This is a genomic window from Labrys neptuniae (assembly GCF_040797145.1).
Taxonomy (GTDB): Bacteria; Pseudomonadota; Alphaproteobacteria; order Rhizobiales; family Labraceae; genus Labrys; species Labrys neptuniae.
Genome location: NZ_JBFNQD010000005.1, coordinates 88,699 through 105,320, shown reverse-complemented (window position 1 = coordinate 105,320; position 16,622 = coordinate 88,699). Strand labels below are relative to the sequence as shown.

Sequence of the window (16,622 nt, the reverse complement as noted above, 5' to 3'; positions counted from 1 at the left end):
CGATGCGCATCGCCCATCTTTCGATCGATCGCCCGATCCTGGCGACGGTCATGTCCGTCCTCGTCGTGATCATCGGCGTGGCTGCCTATTTCACCCTGCCTCTGGCGCAATATCCCGAAATTGCCCCGCCGACGGTCGTGGTCCAGGCCCAATATCCCGGCGCGTCGGCCGAGACTGTGGGCGATACGGTCGCCGTGCCGCTCGAGCAGGAAATCAACGGTGTCGAGAACATGCTCTACATGTCCTCGCAGGCCACCGGTGACGGCCAGCTAACCCTCACCGTGACCTTCCAGCTCGGCACCGACCTGAACGAGGCTCAAGTGCTGGTGCAGAACCGCGTGGCGGTGGCGGAGCCTCGTCTGCCCGAGGAGGTCCGTCGCCTCGGCGTCACCGTGCGCAAGACCTCACCGGACCTTTTGATGGTCGTGCAGCTCTTCTCCCCGGACGGGTCGCGCGATCCCCTCTACATGGCCAATTATGCCACGCTGCGTATCCGCGATGCCTTGCTGCGCCTGGACGGCGTCGGCGATGTCCGTCTTGCGGCGTCCCGCGATTACGCCATGGTCGTGTGGCTCGATCCGGACAAGGTCTCGGCGCACAATCTTTCGGCGGGGGAGGTGGTAGCGGCCCTGCGGGCGCAGAATGTCCAGGTCTCGGCGGGGGTGATGAACCTGTCGCCGGTGCCGCGCCAGGGGGCCTTCGAACTCAATGTCGAAACGCTCGGGCGATTGACCGACAAGGAGCAATTCGAAAACGTCGTCATCCGCACCGATGCCGAAGGACGCGTCATCCGCATCCGGGATGTCGCCCGCGTCGAGCTGACGGCGCAGAGCTTTCGTGGCACCGCCTATCTCAACGGGCAGCCGGCCCAGCCGATCCAGATATTCCAGCAGCCCGGGTCCAACGCCATCGAGACGGCCGCGCGCGTGACGGCGACCATGACGCGTCTCGGTGCGGAGATGCCTGATGGCCTGAGCTACGCCATTCCCTTCAATCCCACAGAGTTCGTCGCGGAGTCGGTTCGCGAAGTCTACAAGACGATCTTCGAGGCCATCGGCCTGGTCGTCCTGGTGGTGCTCCTCTTCCTGCAGACCTGGCGCGCTGCCATCATTCCCATCCTGGCGATCCCGATATCCCTGGTCGGTACCTTTGCCGTCATGGCGGCGCTGGGCTACTCCCTCAACAATATCTCCCTGCTGGGCCTGGTGCTTGCCATCGGCATCGTGGTCGATGACGCCATCGTCGTCGTCGAGAATGTCGAGCGCCATCTGGCCGCCGGCCTTTCGGCGCGAGAGGCCGCCCACCGCTCCATGGACGAGATCGGCGGCGCCCTGATCGCCATCACTCTGGTCCTGTGCGCCGTCTTCGTGCCCGCCGCCATGATGTCGGGCATTTCGGGGCAGTTCTTCCGGCAATTCGCCGTCGTCGTCGCGGCGGCCACGGCCATTTCAGCCTTCGTTTCGCTGACGCTCAGTCCGGCTCTGTGCGCGCTGCTGCTGAAGCCGCATGCGGCCGAAGGGCAGAAGCGCCGGGGCTTCCTGCCGATGCGCCTGATCCATGGCTTCTTCGGTCTCTTCAACCGTGGCTTCGACCGCCTCTCCATTGCCTATGGCAGCATGACAAGGCGGCTCCTGCGTGTCAGCGTTCTCATCCTCGTCGCCTATGCCGGCCTGGTCGGTCTCTCCGGCTGGCAATTTGCCCGCGCACCCACCGGCTTCATCCCGGTGATGGACCAGGGCTACATCATCAATGCCGTGCAGCTGCCGCCGGGCTCGGCCCTGAGCCGGACCGATGCGGTGATGAAGGAAGTCTCGCGCCGGCTCCTCGCCACTGAAGGGGTGGCAAATGTCGTGGCCATTGCCGGGCTGGACGGCGCCACCTTCACCAACGCCTCCAGCAGTGGCGTCGCCTTCACCATCCTGAAGCCTTACGCCGAACGCGAGCGCCAGGGGCTGACCACCGACCGGATCATCGCCTCGCTGCAAGCGCGCTTCGCCGATCTCTACGAAGCGCGCATCATTCCGATCAAGCCGCCCTCGGTACGCGGGATGGGCAATGCCGGCGGCTTCAAGCTGATGGTGCAGGACCGCAACGGCCAGTCGCCCCAGGCGCTGGAGGCGGCGGCCCAGCAGGTGCTGGCCGCTGCTTCGCAAGCCCCCGGGATTGCCAATGCCTTCTCGCCGTTCAACACGGCGACCCCGCGGGTCTATGCCGATGTCGATCGCATCAAGGCGCAGATGCTGGGGGTGCCCGCCGCAAGCGTCTTCGAAGCGCTCGAAGTCTATCTGGGTTCGGCCTATGTCAACGATTTCAACATGCTCGGGCGAACCTTCCAGGTGCGGGCCCAGGCCGACGGGCGCTACCGCACGGATCTTGCCTCGATCGGCAATTTCAAGATGCGCGGCGATGGAGGGGCCATGGTGCCGTTGAGCGCGGTGGCGACCTTCCAGGAGAAGTCCGGCCCCTATCGCATTCCGCGCTTCAACCAATATCCGGCGGCCGAGATACAGGGGGCTGCGGCGGCGGGGACCTCGACCGGCGCTGCCCTCGACCGTATGGAGCAGATCGCGCGCGACAACCTGCCCGAAGGCTTTGGCTTCGAATGGACCGAAGTGGCCCTGCAGGAGCGGCTTGCCGGCAATACCGGCCTTCTGATCTTCGGTGCCTCCGTCGTCTTCGTGTTTCTCCTGCTGGCGGCCCAGTACGAGAGCTGGACGCTGCCGCTCGCCGTCCTGCTGATCGTGCCCGTATGCCTGCTGTCGGCGGTGAGCGGATTGCTGATCTTTGCCATGGACGTCAACATCCTGGCCCAGATCGGCTTCGTCATCCTGATCGGGCTGGCGGCCAAGAATGCCATCCTCATCGTCGAATTCGCTCGCCAGGCCGAAGCGGAGGGGCTCGGCCGCGTCGAAGCGGTGGTGCAGGGTGCCCGCATCCGCCTGCGACCGATCCTGATGACCTCGCTCGCCTTCATTCTCGGCGTGCTGCCGCTGTTCCTGGCCAGCGGTGCCGGCGCCGAGATGCGGCAGTCGCTGGGCACGGCCGTCTTCTTCGGCATGATCGGCGTCACGGCCTTCGGCCTCGTCTGCACGCCGGTCTTCTATGTGCTGTGCCGCATGCTTGAAGGGGGAGCTCGTCGAAAACCCGTCTCGGCCGCGATCGAAGCTTCCTAGTCAAAGCAGCGGGATCTGCAGGATTACGCCGGTCACAGGAAAAATGTCGCAAGCTATGGCGCGATATCCGCAGGATACAATTGGATACAGTTCAGGCTGGTTTGTCCCGACAGCCGGTCTACCCAGCCCGCTGCGACGCCATTACAATAGAACGTGGAAGAGACGGCGGTGGGCATGGTGCGAAGAGCCTGCTTTGCCCTGGTCGCCCTAGGTCGGAGTGTCATGCATGGAATCGGTGCCCCATATCGCGGTGGTCGACGACCACCGTGACATTCGCGACCTCGTCGGCAAATACCTCACCCAGCATGGCTATCGTGTCAGCGTGGCCGAGAATGCGGCGGCGTTGCGGCGGCTGCTCGAGCGCAACGCGCCCGACCTCATCATCCTCGACGTGATGATGCCGGGCGAGGATGGCCTGAGTGTCTGCCGCCATCTGCGCAGCACCACGGTGGTGCCGATCATTTTCCTCACCGCCATGGTCGATGACACCGACAGGATCATCGGCCTCGAAATGGGGGCAGACGACTATCTCACCAAGCCGTTCAATCCGCGCGAATTGCTGGCGCGGATCAAGGCGGTGCTGCGACGGGTCAACAGCCTGCCGCCGCAGCGCGGTGCGGTGAAGGCCAAGACGCTGCGCTTCGACCGCTGGCAACTCAATGTCGGCCGCCGCGAGCTTGCCGGCTCGGACGGTGTCGCCATCCCCCTCAGCACGGCCGAGTTCCGGCTGCTGACGGCTTTCCTCGACCATGCCGGCCTGGTGTTGAGCCGCGATCAATTGCTCGACCTCACGGTCGGGCGGGCCGCCGACACCTTCGACCGCAGCATCGACAACCAGGTCAGCCGTCTGCGCAAGAAGATCGAGTTCGATCCGAAAAACCCCATGCTCATCAAGACCCATTGGGGCGGCGGCTACAGCTTCACCGCGGAGGTCGAGCAGGCATGATGGCCTTGTGGCGGCGCAGCCTGGCTGCGCAGATCATCACATTCATGCTGCTGGCGCTGGCGGTCTCGCAGGGCATCGGTTTCTGCGTTTCCTGGGACGAGCGCGGCCAGGCCATGCGCGCGGCGGCCAAGGGGGAGTTCTTCAGCCGTGCGGCTTCGCTCGCTCTGTCGTTGAATGCGACGCCGGATGCGGTGCATGACGACATTCTCGCCGTCAGCGGCACGATCTATTCGCGCTTCTGGCTGTCCGACCGGGAGCCGGTCGATGCGACGGCCTGGGCCAAGGACGCCTGGATGCGCCTTCACCAGCCACTCCCGCCCGGCAAGGTGCCCGTCCATCCCAAGCCGTCCGGCGGCCCGCCGGTGGCGGCCGTACCGGAAATACCAACCGGCGCCGCCTTCGCCAGCGAACCTGCCCGCTGGGTGGAGATCGCGCCGCAGTCCTGGCTGCTTGCCCGTCCCGCGAAGTTTCAATATCTCAACACCGCGATCGGCATGGGTCTGGCCGTCCAGCTGGACCGGGGCATGTGGCTCAATGCGGCCTATGCCAAGAACTATCACAACGCCTTCTGGACCTCGCAATCGACCCTCTCGCTCGGCATCACCGCCCTGGTGCTGTCGGTCATCGCCATATGGGTGGCACGCAGCATAGCCCGGCCGATGCGCCGCCTGGCTACCGCGGCCGAACTGCTCGGGCGTGGCGAGGCCGTGCCGCCCCTGCCGGAATCCGGGCCTGACGACATCCGGCAGACCGCCGAGGCCTTCAACCGCATGCAGGCCCGGCTGCAGCGCTTCGTCGAAGACCGCACCCGTATGCTCGCGGCCATCGGGCACGACTTGCGCACCCCGCTGACTTCCCTGCGCCTTCGGGCCGAGTTCGTTTCGGACCCGGAGATCCAGGACAAGATGCTCAAGACCATTGCCGAGATCCAGACCATGACGGAATCGGCGCTGGCTTTCGCGCGCGAGCAGGCAACGGCCGAGACCACCCGCACGGTCGATCTTTCAGCGCTGGTGGAGAGCCTGTGCGATGATCTGGTCGATATCGGCCAGAACGTTGCCTTCCTTGACGGCCCGAAGATCAGCTATCGCTGCCGTCCCGATGCGCTGCGCCGCGCCGTCCGCAATCTGGTCGAAAACGCCGTGCGCTATGGCGAGCGTGCCAGGGTTACGCTCGCGCGCACGGCCGAGAGTATCGACATCGTCATCGAAGATGATGGGCCAGGTATTCCGGAGAATGTCGGCGACCAGGTGTTCGCTCCCTTCTTCCGCCTCGAGCACTCGCGCAACCGTGAGACAGGCGGGGTCGGTCTTGGCCTCTCGATCGCCCGTGCCATTGCCCGCCATCATGGCGGCGACATCCGGCTCTTCAATCAGGCCAAGGGGTTGCGGGCGGTGATCGGTCTGCCGCTCGTCACCGGCCGCACTGCCCGGGCCCGGGCGTGACGCCAAGGCCGTAGCCGCCTCTGATGGCACCCCTGCGGGGACTCAAGGCACGAGCGGCATTGCCAGCCCTTTCGACCGACTGGATAGGCTTGTCTTGCGGCCGTCAAGGCGCCCTGCAATTTGACGATGTCCCTTCAAATCGCAAGGGCGCATGGAGCGCTTGCCGCCTCAGTCGATGGCAGACTGATTGGGCGCGGCGTTGTCGGCGGCGGCGATGAGGCGGTGATTGCGGCGACCGACGTGAAACCTGTCGTGTCTTTGGCATGAGGGGCTGGCGAGACCAGCAGGTTCAAGGCGATGATCGCGGGAATCGAAGCGATGACGAGGATATCGAAAAACACGCCGCCGGCGCGGCGATAGGCGATGGCAGCGGGGCCATCCAGCGTCTCATAGGCGGGGTCGCCGACGAAAGGCACTTCATCGTCGACGATTTTCGATCGCGTGGAAAAACCAGCAAAGGATGTCATGGCCTTGCCTCCAGTTGCAGGGCGTGACCGTAAGCATCCTTTGTCGCGGGACTTCGCCGCCAGGGCGGAGATTTGTCGAAAAGCGTGTACCGGCGCCCCCTGTGACATTTGGATACCGTTGAGAGCCCCCGCAGGGACGCTTGGCAGGGCTGGATCCGTTGGCGGCATCGCCATTGCCTTCACCGTCCGGCATGGCCCGGGCCAGGATTCGTTTCAGACGGTGTTTGTTCCCTGAAACCGGCAAAAGCCCGGGGCCCGTACTTGCTCTGGTTTCAATCAGGGCCTGTGACACTTTCTTACAAAACAACCTGCTTCCGGACAAACTTGTGAGGCAGGTGCCGGCTATTATCAAAACAACGGCGATAAGGAATGTGGCGTCCGATCGATGATGGCCGAAGACAAGGGCAGGCTTGTGCTTTTCTTCAATCTAGCGATGCGGGTGGGCACTATCTGAATTGTAGGATTACTTTCAAATCCGCTCTTTGAATTTACAGGAATCTGCGTTTCTGTTGGAGCGAAAACCTATCTGTGAGGCAATATGAGCGATCAGATCATTAACGCCATTCTCCCTGCTGCAAAATATATCTATATCGTTTCTGTATTAACTTTTCTTTCGGTCCAGACTTTAATCACCTATCGCTATTATAAGAGTTGAATAAGGTATTATTTCACTCTTCTGGTGAATTTGAGCAGAAGACATTTCTCGGCCCGTATCAGTGATACGGGCCGAGTGTGTTCCTGAAGCTTTCATGCCCATCGCCTTTTCGCCGTCCTCGCGGGCAACATCCTTCGAGGCGGCTTTCCAGGGAAGGAGTTAGAATCTTTCCGGTTTTGACGGAGGCGTAGCTGCGGCCGGAGGAAGAGCGAAAAGCGCGTTGGAGACACAGAACATCTCGCCTTCGGCAACGACATAGTCGTTGTAGGACGCGACGAAGCGATAGCCATGGGGCCGCAGCAGCGTATCGATGGAGATCAGGTCGCCCCCCACCGCCTTCTCCTTGGGCTGCAAATCGTTGAACTCCACATAGATGAATTTGATGGCCCGCCGTTCCAGCATGGCGCGGCCGCCCTCGAGAACCATGCGGTCGAAGCCCTCGGTGTCGAGCTTGAGAATGTCGACCGCTTCGAAGCCGTTTTGCTGGCAATAGGCATCGAGGGTCATCGACCGAACACTGATCCGCGTGGCACCTTGCGGGTAGCGCAGCGCATATTGCGCGCGGTCGCTGAGGCTGTTGATCTTGGAGGAGGGGTACTCGAACATGTCGACTGTGCCGGTCTGCGTGCCGAGCGCCGTATTGACGCCGGTAAACCGGGGCTCCTGGCCGAGCCGTTGCATCAGGACGGCGAATGTATCCGGGTGCGGCTCGAAGCTGACGATTCTCGCGCCTGGGAATTTGCGCAGGGCGAGGGCGGCCGTCTCGCCATCATTGGCACCGACATCGAAGACGGTCACAATGGGATAGCACCAATCCTCGGCAAGATGCCGGATGTCGGCCCAGGGATCATGGCCGAATTTGGCCCCGGTCCTGATCAGGAGCAGTCCGTGCCGGGCCAGCACCCGTTTCACCAGCCTGGAGATTTGTGCGCGAAGAACGCCCATCGCCGTGCTGCACTCCAAGCTCGCCCGCTTTGACTGCGGGGCGGGGGATTCGACGAAGGCCTATTAAGTCATTTCACCTGTTAAGTCATTTTACCTGGCATGATAGCCCTGTTGAGCCATGGCCTGGATGTCCGGGAGGCAAAAGGGGAGGGTTGTGCCGGCAAGTGGCAGGCGTGGTTCCCCATCGAATTTGACGACTCCCCAAAAATCGATAGTTTTCTTGGTCATGAAGGTCTTGAATTGCGGCATCGGACTCGCAGGACGAACAGGAATGCGGCTTTGAGCAGCGTCTTGGTGACGGGTGGCGCCGGATTTCTCGGTTCGCATCTGTGCGAGCGCCTGCTGAAAGAAAATAAAGAAGTTATCTGCGTCGATAATTTCTTCACCGGGTCTCGCCGCAACGTCGATCAACTTCTTGGCGATCCTTCCTTCAGGCTGTTGCAACACGACATTACGACGCCGCTCAATCTCGAAGCCGACGAGATCTACAATCTGGCCTGTCCGGCTTCGCCCAAGCACTATCAGTTCGATCCGGTGCAGACGACCAAGACGAACGTGCTGGGCGCCATCAACGTGCTGGATCTGGCGCGGCGCCTGAAGATCAAAGTCCTGCAGGCCTCCACCTCCGAAATCTATGGTGATCCGCACACCCATCCCCAGGCGGAAGATTATTGGGGGAATGTCAATCCGATCGGGGCACGTTCCTGCTACGACGAGGGCAAGCGCTGCGCCGAGACCTTGTTCTTCGATTATGTCCGCCAGTACCATGTACCCGCCAAGGTCGTGCGGATCTTCAATACCTATGGCCCGCGCATGCAGCCCGATGATGGGCGGGTGGTGTCGAACTTCATCGTCCAGGCCCTGTGCAACCAGGACATCACGATCTATGGCGATGGCGGGCAGACGCGTTCCTTCTGCTATGTCGACGATTTGATCGAAGCGCTGGTCCGCATGATGGCAACGCCGGCCGATGTTCACGGACCGATCAATATCGGCAATCCCGTGGAGATAACCGTCCGGCACCTCGCCGAGCTCATCATCGAATTGACGGGTTCGTCGTCGCGGCTCAGATTCCGACCCCTGCCGGCGGATGATCCGCGCCAGCGCCAGCCCGATATCGCCAAGGCGCGTGCGTTTTTGGGCTGGGCGCCGTCTGTCGGCCTTCGCGACGGCCTCGCCAGGACGATTGCCTATTTCGAGGACCTGTTGAGATCGGACGAACATGGGTTGCTGCGCAGCCTCACTCCAGCCCAGTGAGTTCCTGAGGCCATGCGGGCAGCGCTGGCGGGAAGTTCAATGCGATTGTTGATTGGCCGGGCATGATCTATCTTGCCAAGCTAACCTGACGTGGGGACTGGCGCCGGGAGAGTGGCATGCAATTTCTGCTCAAGGCATGGGGGCCGTTGCTTCTGGCATTCGCCCTCGTTGTTTCGCCAATTCTGCTTGCACAGGCCCGCGCCCAGATCATCACCAATGGCGGCTTCGAGACGACGACCGGGTGGACGTATGCCGGAGGGTCGACGCGCACTCAGGAAGGGACATTGGCTCTCAACCCGCCGGCGCACGGTGGGAGTTTTTATGGCACGATTGCTACGGGCGGCGGCACGATTTCGCAATCCATCAATATTCCTACCGCTGGCACTTATCAGTTGAGCTTCTATCTCGCGCCGCAGATTTCTCTTTCTCTTGGAACTTTGAATTTTAGCGTGCAGATAGGTGGAACAACTTATAATTTGACCTATGGTATTACAGTTATTGGCTTGGGTGGGTACAATCTTTATACGCTTACCGTCAACTTGCCTGCGGGTCTGACAAATCTCGTTTTCACCAATCTGCCCGGTCTGCTGACGGCCCCGTTGCGCGTGGATGACGTGTCCCTCGTGCAAATTCCTGGGCCTGTGCCGGGGACGAGCACGATTTCCTATCTGGTGGTAGCCCTTCTGGCTCTGGTGCTGGGACGCCGGCAAATGCGAGATGGGTTGAGATGGCTCCGAAGCCTGTTATCGACTGGTTGTTCATAGTCTCAGCTTGGTAGTCGCGCTCCATTTCCACGTCTTGCGTTAGGGCAAATCCATATGCCTTCTCTGCCCATCGAGGTTTCACTGATCATTTTCGTGATCCTGGTGGCTATCGGCATCGCCGGCTTCTTCGCGTCCTCGCGGCCCTACAATATTTTTGCCGAAAGCTGGCGCCAGGCATGCGTGACGATCATACGCCAGCCAGGTCTGTTCTTGGCAGCCTGGTTGATCTTCGCCGTCCAGGAGGTGGTGCCACCGCTGTCCTTCCTGGTGGCGTGGCCGTCGGGTTTGGTTCAGATCGGCCTGCTTGTCGCCTTTCATGCCCTGACGACCTATCTGCTTGCCCGCGTTGCGCTGCGCCTGCACCGGGGGCTTATCCATGGCGAATGGCGCCCCATCATACCCACTGGGGCGCGGGCACGGCGCATGGGTTTCTACGTGCTGTCGTGCTGGGCCGTCATCGGGCTGCTCAAGCATCCGCCCTTGCCGGGTTCGCCGGTGCCGCATGAGCAACTCGTGCGTGGGGCCGTCCTGCTGTCCTATGCGCTCGGCTTCATGGCGACGGCCGGACTGGCGCTGGTGGGGCCTGCCGCCTCCCTGGACGAGCCTCGCCCGATATGGACTTCGCTGAGGACGGCGTGGCGCGAACCGATATCCATCCTGGTGATCATTATCGGCATCGGCCTGCAGATCGGCTTCGTGATGGAGGGGGCCAATCTGCTCCTCGGTCACTATCCCCAGATCGGCGAGTTGCGGCTGGTCGCAGCACCGGTCGTCTGGGCGTTCATGGCGCTCATCCTGTTCATGTCGGAATTCGCACTGGTGATCTTCCTCACGCGGGTGTGGGAAGACCGCTACGAGGAGGACACGCGCAGCGCGGCTCACAATTTCAATTGGACCTGAGCGCGGCTCAGGGATTGGTGAGCAGAGCTGACCAATCGGGCTTGTCACTCCGGCATCGATGGGGCGAGAAGACGGCGAGGCCGATGGAGTCCCAGGCGCTCGAGCGGGAAAGGCCGAGCGCGACGCCGAGCTTGCGCTGCAACCACGGCCAGGCGAGATCTCGCAGATGCAGGCTGGGCACGGCCGCGCCGCCATAGACGGTGGTCAGCTCTTCATCGGCACCGGACATATCCGCGAGAATCCGGGTGGCATCGCGGTGGATGGTCTGCGTCAGCACCGCCCGCGTCGGTGTGGTGCAGTCGGGCCGTGCGAAGGAGAACTCGGGGCCGAGCGGGGTCTTGCGTTGGGCCGAGAGCGAATAGCCGGCTTTTGCGAAAGCCAATGCGATCTGGGTTTCCGGGGCGGGCTGCGGCGGAAGACGAGCCTGGCGGATCGCCAGACCCAGTGAACAGACCACCAGCGCAGCGGCCAGGAGATGAAATAGGCGCGTCATACCGGAGCTTGCGTCTGCCCGGGCCTGGCCCGGCAATAGGCGAGGACGACGATCAGAACGGCATAGAACGCTGCCAGGAAACTCGCGCCCGTGCCTTCATGCCAGACCAGATATCCTTCCTTCGAGGCGCAGATCAGCACCAGGCGCAGCCAGTTCAAGGCGAAGGTGGTGCCGATCACGATGAGGAACGCCGCGCGGTCGGAACGGCGGAGCGGTCCCCCGAGGCCGACGGCGATGATGGCGTAGGCCGTGAGGTTCTGGACCAAAGTGGTCGAGGTGGCGCAGCCCCACATCACGTCGAAGCCGATATTGTCAGCCGGGCGGAGGATATAGGTGCCATAGCCCGATACGTCCTGGCCTGCCATCTGGAGCAAGGTTCGCACGGTGGTGGCATCGAGCAGGCCGACGACATTGTGAAGAACGAGGAAGGGCCAGCCCAGAAGCACGAACTGGGCGATGAAGGCCAGCAAGGCAAGGGCCGAGGCGCGGCAGGACGGGCGCTTGCGCAGGCGCCATGCCGCAAGGACGGCAAGCGCCAGCGCGGCAGCGAGCGGTATCTGGCGCAGCACGAGCACGCAGAAGGCCATTGCTGTAAGGATGAGGACCGCTTCGCCGATCTGGAAGGGGGCGTCACGACGCTCGCGGCCGATCAGCCGGACAATCATGGCGATCTCGATCACTTCCAGGACAGAGATCACGTTTGGCAGGTCGCCGATCTGCCGCAAGGGCTGCTGGCCCAGCCGATAATACAGCCATTCCAGGCAAGCGAGGACGAGGCACCAGCCATAGACGGCCCGGCAGGAGACGGCGCGCGAGGACGCCGTGGCTTCAGGAACCGCCGACATGGCTATCGGAGACGTGGTTATCGGCGGCGTACCGACTGTCGGGCAGGCCAAGGAGCCCTGTGTCCTGCCGGCGTCGGATCATCACATGCCCGAGCACGAGAATGTCCATGCGCGTGCGCAGGAAGCAGTCGAGCGCCTCGCGCGGGGTGCAGACGATGGGCTCGTTTTCGTTGAAGGAGGTGTTGAGCACCATGGGGATGCCGGTCCGCACGAAGAAGGCGGAAATCAAGGCATGATAGGCGGGGTTGGCCTTTTGCTGCACCGTTTGGGGCCGCCCCGTGCCGTCCACATGGGTGATGGCGGGCACGAGGGCACGCTTGTCGGGCCGGACCGGGAGAACCTCGGTCATGAACGGCACGTCGTCGATGCCCTCGAACCAAGCGGCGGCATGCTCGGCGAGAATGGAGGGCGCGAAAGGCCGGAACGACTCGCGGCGCTTTATCTTGTGGTTGAGAAGCTCTTTGATGTCGGCCCGGCGGGGGTCGCACAGGATGGAGCGGCTGCCGAGCGCGCGCGGTCCCCATTCCAGGCGCCCATCGAACCAGCCGACGACATGACCGGCCGCGATGGCGGACGCGGTCTCCCGGCAAAGCTCGGCATCATCGTCGAAATGCCCGATCTCACAGCCCATGGCGGCGAGATTGGCGGCCTCCGCCATCACCAGCCGATCGATGTCTGCGGAGGCAAAACCTGGTCCCCAATAGGCGTGATCCATCGGGGGCATACGATCGCCGCCGAGCTTGTGCCAGACGGCCAGGGCGGAGCCGAGAGCACCGCCGGCATCGCCGGCGGCAGGCTGCACATAGAGGTGCCGGAAGGCGGTGGTTCGCCTGATCTTGCCATTGGCCACCGAGTTGAGGGCGCAGCCGCCGGCCATAGCGAGGTTGGGCAGGCGATAATTGTCCCAGACAGCCTGCAGGATGTGGTCGAGGACCTCCTCATAAAGGGCTTGGGCCGAGGACGCGATATCACGATGGCGCTCGGTCAGTGCCTCGTTCGGCGCTCTCGCCGGGCCGAGCAAGTCCTCCAGCCCATCCGAATAGAGCGGGGCGAAGACTGGGGCACCGCCCTGCCAGTCGAAGGCGATCCTCTCGCGGTGATGCCGTAAATAGCCGAGATCGAGGCTGAAGCCACCCGCCGCTTCCAGCCTGATGACACGCCGCAGCCTGTCGAGGAAGAGCGGCCTGCCATAGGACGCCAGGCCCATGACTTTGTACTCGTCGCCATAATGCGGAAAGCCGAGATATTGGGTGAGCGCCTGGTAGAACAGGCCGATGGAATGGGGGAACAGGACCCGTCTTTCGACGGCGATGTTCTTGCCTTGCCCGCTTCCCCAGGCAGTGGAGGAAAAGTCGCCGAAGCCATCGAGGGAGAGGATGGCCGCTTCCTGGAAGGGGGAGGCGAAGAAGGCCGATGCCAGATGGGCCAGGTGATGCTCGATCCGATGCACCGTGCCCTTGAAAAGCTGCCCGGGAAAGGCGGCAACCAGTTCATCGGATACGGACAGGCGCTTGCGCCTGTTCCGGAGACGGTCGAGAACGAGGGCAGGATCGGGCCTGTGGCGCATCATATGGGCCAGACGCTCAAGACGATGCACCTTCGGGTCGCTGTTGAGGGCGACATGGTCGACGTCTCCAAGCCCGATACCGGCCTCCTGCAGACAATAGGCGATGGCCTGGCTCGGAAACCCCGCCCAGTGCTTGATGCGGCGAAAGCGCTCTTCCTCAGCGGCAGCAACGATCTTCCCGTCCCTGAGAAGGCAGGCTGCGGCATCGGCGTGGTAGGCGTTGAGGCCGAGGATGATCAAGCCGGTGCCCCTCCCGTCATTTTGCCAGGCGCCGATCGATCAGGGTCAAGGCAATCAGGCATTCGGCGATCAGGCGCTGCAGGGTGTAGTACCAGCCCGCCCAGCCATCGAGAAACGCGCCCTTCCACAGCAAGGTATAGAAGAATACCAGAAGCGGGGCCGGCCATGCCTTCAGCCTGAGACGGTCGACCCGGCTCAGTGCCTCCTTCGGGCTGGCAAGCAGATGGTCTGCCTCGATCTGCGCATAGCGCTTTTGGGAATCGACCCATCTGAGAAGGGGCTTGCGGTCGTCGTGATAGAGGGGAGCGGCCAGGCTGCCGACCTCGCCGGCCACGGTCACGCGATGGCCATGGCCCTCGTCGCGATAGCGTGCCGCCTGCCGGCGATAGAGCACGGTGCGGGCCGGATAGAGCGTCCCCCGCAGGGGCTTGCCATGGATGCGATAGATGAAGGCGGCCGAATAACCCCGCGCGGTCCCTTCGCGGAGCGACTGGATTTCGCTAACGAGGCTCTCGCTCAATTCATAATCGGCGTCGAGCGAGAGCACCCAGGGGGTCTCGATGAGGCCCAGGCCGAAATTGCATTGGCTGGCGAAACTGTCGAAGGGGCGATGCACGACCTCGACATTGGCGTATCGGCCGGCGATCTCGAGGGTCTCGTCCGTGCTGCCACTATCCACCAGCAGGATGCGCGGCGCCCAGTCCAGCCTGTCGAGGCAGCGCGCCAGATTGGGAGCCTCGTTGAAGCTCAGGACCAGGACCGTCGTCTGCGGCGCGATCAACTCAGACATGCACGGCTCTTCCGGCGAGGGCGGTTTGACCCGCCTGGGCGAGGATGGCCTCCTGGTAGACATCGAGCATGGTTGTTGCAATGCCCGGCCAGGAGAATTGCTCGCGTGCCGTCTTCTCGCCCGCCTGTCCCAGCCGCGCGGCAAGATCCGGGTCTGCCAGCAGTGAAGAAAGCGCTGCGCCAAGTGCCTCGGGAGTGCCTTCGACCACCAGGCCACAGCCGGCGCCGGTGACCACATCGGCCAGCCCGACTTCGGGGGTGACGACGACGGGGCGGGCACAGGCCATCGCCTCCAGGACGGCGTTGCCGAAATTCTCCGAATGGGAGGCCAGCGCGAAGGCGGCACAGCTGCGCAGCAGGGACCATTTCTTTTCGCCGTGCACGGGACCGACGAAGCGGATGCGGGCATCGAGGCCCAACGCTGTTGCTCGTGCCTTCAACCGGGCGGTTTCGCCCTCGTCGTCATTGCCGGCGATGACGAGATCGGCGTCGGGTACCAACCGCATGGCATCGATCAGGCGCTCGATGCCCTTCTTCCAGCTGATCCGCCCCAGAAAGAGGATATAGGGCCGGACGTAATCGGGCTGCATGAGGTCAGCACCGGCAGGCGGCGCGTCGATGCCATTGGGCACCAGGGCGAAAGCCTGGGCCGGCAGTCCCAGCTTCTCGATTTCGAGACGTTCGGATCGGCTGGTCACATGGACGGCCGCAGCCCCGGCGAGGTTGGCCCGGTCGAAGGCCTGTATCCAGGCCGATTTCAGCAGCCGGCTCTTGCGCTGGATCAGCGGACCGACGAGCATGCCTCGTGGTGCCAGCAGATAGGGAACGCCGTTTCGCCCTGCATGTCTTGCCGCGGCCGTGGTCGGCCATAGGAAAACGGAATGGAGATGAACGATGTCGAAGGAGCAGACGTGCTTTGCCAGGGCGCGGCCCATGGCGGGCGAGCGATAGAGACGCCGGCCCAGCCCGGCGGGGAAATAGTGGACATCCACCCCGTCGAGCTGCACCGGCCGATCGGTCGGGACCGGCAGGACACCGTTACCGTCGACATTGGTGGTGTAGACCTGCACGTCGCAGCCCTGGCTTGCCAATGCGCGGCACAGACCGTGCACGGCATGAATAGGCCCGCCATAGCGCAGCGCCGGCAGATAGGTCGGCACCACATGAAGGCAGCGCAGGGTCAAGATGTCAGCCCCGGCGCGGCGCGGAACCGCGTCTTGACCCGATGCGCCAGCGTATAGCCTTCACGCCAGCCCAGTGCCTTCCAGGCACGTCCAGCCAGTGCGGCGGTGCCTGTTTCGTAGGGAAGCATGACCAGCATGGCGAGCAGGCGGTCGAAGAAGACATCAGGGGCGAAATGCGCCGCGAACACCCGGCGCGCGCGATCGCCCATGGCAGCGGCCTCCCCGCGCGCCTCACTCAGGATGTGCGGTATGTGCATGACGTCCTTTTCGGCCACGAACAGGCTGAAGTCCCGCCACGGAATATCCGGCGGCGGCAGCCAGGCATCGGCGATGATCACCGGTGCACGGCCAAGCGCCATCGCCTCGAAAAGGCGGATGCTGGCGGCGCCGAAGCCGCGCGGACAAAGGGCGAATTGCGAGCCGAGCAGCAGCTCGCGATAGGTCCGGCGATAGTCGAAATCGGCGAAGCGGCCCGGTGCCGCCGCAAGATCGAGGCATGGCGTATCCGGGCTGTCGAGGGCCAGCAGACGCTCTCGTATCGGATGCGTGCCGGTCCGGCCCAGAAACGAGAAGAGATGGGCTGGCTCCTCCTGCGGCGGGGAGGCAGCCGGCATGGGGGCATCGGGGTCGGGCAGATAGCTCCAGCTCCGCGCCCAGGGCAGGGCCCTGGTGAGGGATGGATAGGCTCCTGGCAGCGCTGCATAGGGCCAGTCCGATTCCGAGAACAGGAAGTGCCTCGCCGCGGGTTGCGTCCCGATCTGGCGCCGCAAGTGCGGCAGGTCGGCAAGGCCGACATAGCCGCTGTCGAGGTACAAGACGATATCGGGGGTGTCGTCTCCCGCCGCGATCCGGAAGGCCGAGGGCGGATGCAGCGCTGCCAGCCTGCGAGCTTTCGAGAGAGCAGGGTTTTCCCGCAGGGCCGTGAGGAGAACGCAGGGGCGCATGGCGTTGC

15 protein-coding genes are annotated in these 16,622 nt (G+C 63.3%); 6 read left to right on the top strand and 9 right to left on the bottom strand.

Going from position 1 to position 16,622, the window contains the following annotated elements:
• The first annotated feature begins 2 nt into the window (after positions 1-2).
• The 3 genes from ABXS05_RS16480 (at position 3) to ABXS05_RS16470 (ending at position 5,564) form a co-directional block, all read left to right on the top strand.
• On the top strand, positions 3-3,173 hold the full coding sequence (locus ABXS05_RS16480; RefSeq protein WP_367624676.1) for an efflux RND transporter permease subunit: 3,171 nt from the start codon (positions 3-5) through the stop codon (positions 3,171-3,173).
• A gap of 226 nt (positions 3,174-3,399) precedes the next feature.
• Positions 3,400-4,119 (top strand): response regulator, encoded by a 720-nt coding sequence (locus ABXS05_RS16475; protein WP_311936725.1) that lies wholly within the window; start codon positions 3,400-3,402, stop codon positions 4,117-4,119.
• The gene (locus tag ABXS05_RS16470) at positions 4,116-5,564 is read left to right on the top strand and encodes an ATP-binding protein (RefSeq protein WP_311936721.1); all 1,449 of its coding nucleotides are present in this window, start codon (positions 4,116-4,118) and stop codon (positions 5,562-5,564) included. Before ABXS05_RS16475 ends, ABXS05_RS16470 begins: the two co-directional genes overlap by 4 nt.
• A gap of 134 nt (positions 5,565-5,698) precedes the next feature.
• On the opposite strand, the gene ABXS05_RS16465 is transcribed toward ABXS05_RS16470, so the two are convergent.
• The 3 genes from ABXS05_RS16465 to ABXS05_RS16455 all read right to left on the bottom strand — a co-directional run bounded on the left by ABXS05_RS16465 (position 5,699) and on the right by ABXS05_RS16455 (position 8,042).
• Positions 5,699-6,031, bottom strand: a complete 333-nt coding sequence (locus ABXS05_RS16465) for a hypothetical protein (RefSeq protein ID WP_367624675.1) — start codon at positions 6,029-6,031, stop codon at positions 5,699-5,701.
• Positions 6,032-6,845: 814 nt separating this feature from the next.
• Positions 6,846-7,631, bottom strand: coding sequence for an FkbM family methyltransferase (locus ABXS05_RS16460; protein ID WP_367624674.1), 786 nt, complete (start codon positions 7,629-7,631; stop codon positions 6,846-6,848).
• Between the two features lie 90 nt (positions 7,632-7,721).
• Positions 7,722-8,042 (bottom strand): hypothetical protein, encoded by a 321-nt coding sequence (locus ABXS05_RS16455; RefSeq protein ID WP_367624897.1) that lies wholly within the window; start codon positions 8,040-8,042, stop codon positions 7,722-7,724.
• Between ABXS05_RS16455 and ABXS05_RS16450 the strand changes: the two genes are divergently transcribed.
• From ABXS05_RS16450 to ABXS05_RS16440, 3 genes are all read left to right on the top strand, one after another.
• Complete coding sequence (locus ABXS05_RS16450) at positions 7,923-8,888, top strand: UDP-glucuronic acid decarboxylase family protein (RefSeq protein WP_367624883.1); 966 nt, start codon at positions 7,923-7,925, stop codon at positions 8,886-8,888. The genes ABXS05_RS16455 and ABXS05_RS16450 overlap by 120 nt on opposite strands.
• Positions 8,889-9,004: 116 nt before the next feature.
• On the top strand, positions 9,005-9,652 hold the full coding sequence (locus ABXS05_RS16445) for a carbohydrate binding domain-containing protein (RefSeq protein WP_367624673.1): 648 nt from the start codon (positions 9,005-9,007) through the stop codon (positions 9,650-9,652).
• A 54-nt stretch (positions 9,653-9,706) separates the two neighbouring features.
• On the top strand, positions 9,707-10,552 hold the full coding sequence (locus tag ABXS05_RS16440) for a hypothetical protein (RefSeq protein ID WP_367624672.1): 846 nt from the start codon (positions 9,707-9,709) through the stop codon (positions 10,550-10,552).
• A 7-nt stretch (positions 10,553-10,559) separates the two neighbouring features.
• Here the strand turns inward: ABXS05_RS16440 and ABXS05_RS16435 are convergent, their stop codons facing one another.
• The 6 genes from ABXS05_RS16435 to ABXS05_RS16410 are packed head-to-tail and all read right to left on the bottom strand — an operon-like array spanning position 10,560 to position 16,614.
• Positions 10,560-11,045, bottom strand: a complete 486-nt coding sequence (locus tag ABXS05_RS16435) for a hypothetical protein (protein WP_311936706.1) — start codon at positions 11,043-11,045, stop codon at positions 10,560-10,562.
• Entirely contained in the window at positions 11,042-11,890 is an 849-nt protein-coding gene (locus tag ABXS05_RS16430; RefSeq protein WP_367624671.1) for a hypothetical protein, read from the bottom strand. The genes ABXS05_RS16435 and ABXS05_RS16430 overlap by 4 nt, the downstream gene beginning before the upstream one ends.
• Entirely contained in the window at positions 11,874-13,697 is a 1,824-nt protein-coding gene (locus ABXS05_RS16425) for a carbamoyltransferase family protein (protein WP_367624670.1), read from the bottom strand. The genes ABXS05_RS16430 and ABXS05_RS16425 overlap by 17 nt, the downstream gene beginning before the upstream one ends.
• A gap of 16 nt (positions 13,698-13,713) precedes the next feature.
• On the bottom strand, positions 13,714-14,487 hold the full coding sequence (locus tag ABXS05_RS16420) for a glycosyltransferase family 2 protein (RefSeq protein ID WP_367624669.1): 774 nt from the start codon (positions 14,485-14,487) through the stop codon (positions 13,714-13,716).
• Positions 14,480-15,670 carry a glycosyltransferase gene (locus tag ABXS05_RS16415; RefSeq protein ID WP_367624668.1) on the bottom strand — a complete coding sequence of 397 codons (1,191 nt, stop codon included), beginning with the start codon at positions 15,668-15,670 and terminating at the stop codon, positions 14,480-14,482. The genes ABXS05_RS16420 and ABXS05_RS16415 overlap by 8 nt, the downstream gene beginning before the upstream one ends.
• Positions 15,667-16,614 (bottom strand): exostosin domain-containing protein, encoded by a 948-nt coding sequence (locus tag ABXS05_RS16410; RefSeq protein WP_367624667.1) that lies wholly within the window; start codon positions 16,612-16,614, stop codon positions 15,667-15,669. Before ABXS05_RS16410 ends, ABXS05_RS16415 begins: the two co-directional genes overlap by 4 nt.
• Positions 16,615-16,622: the final 8 nt, after the last annotated feature.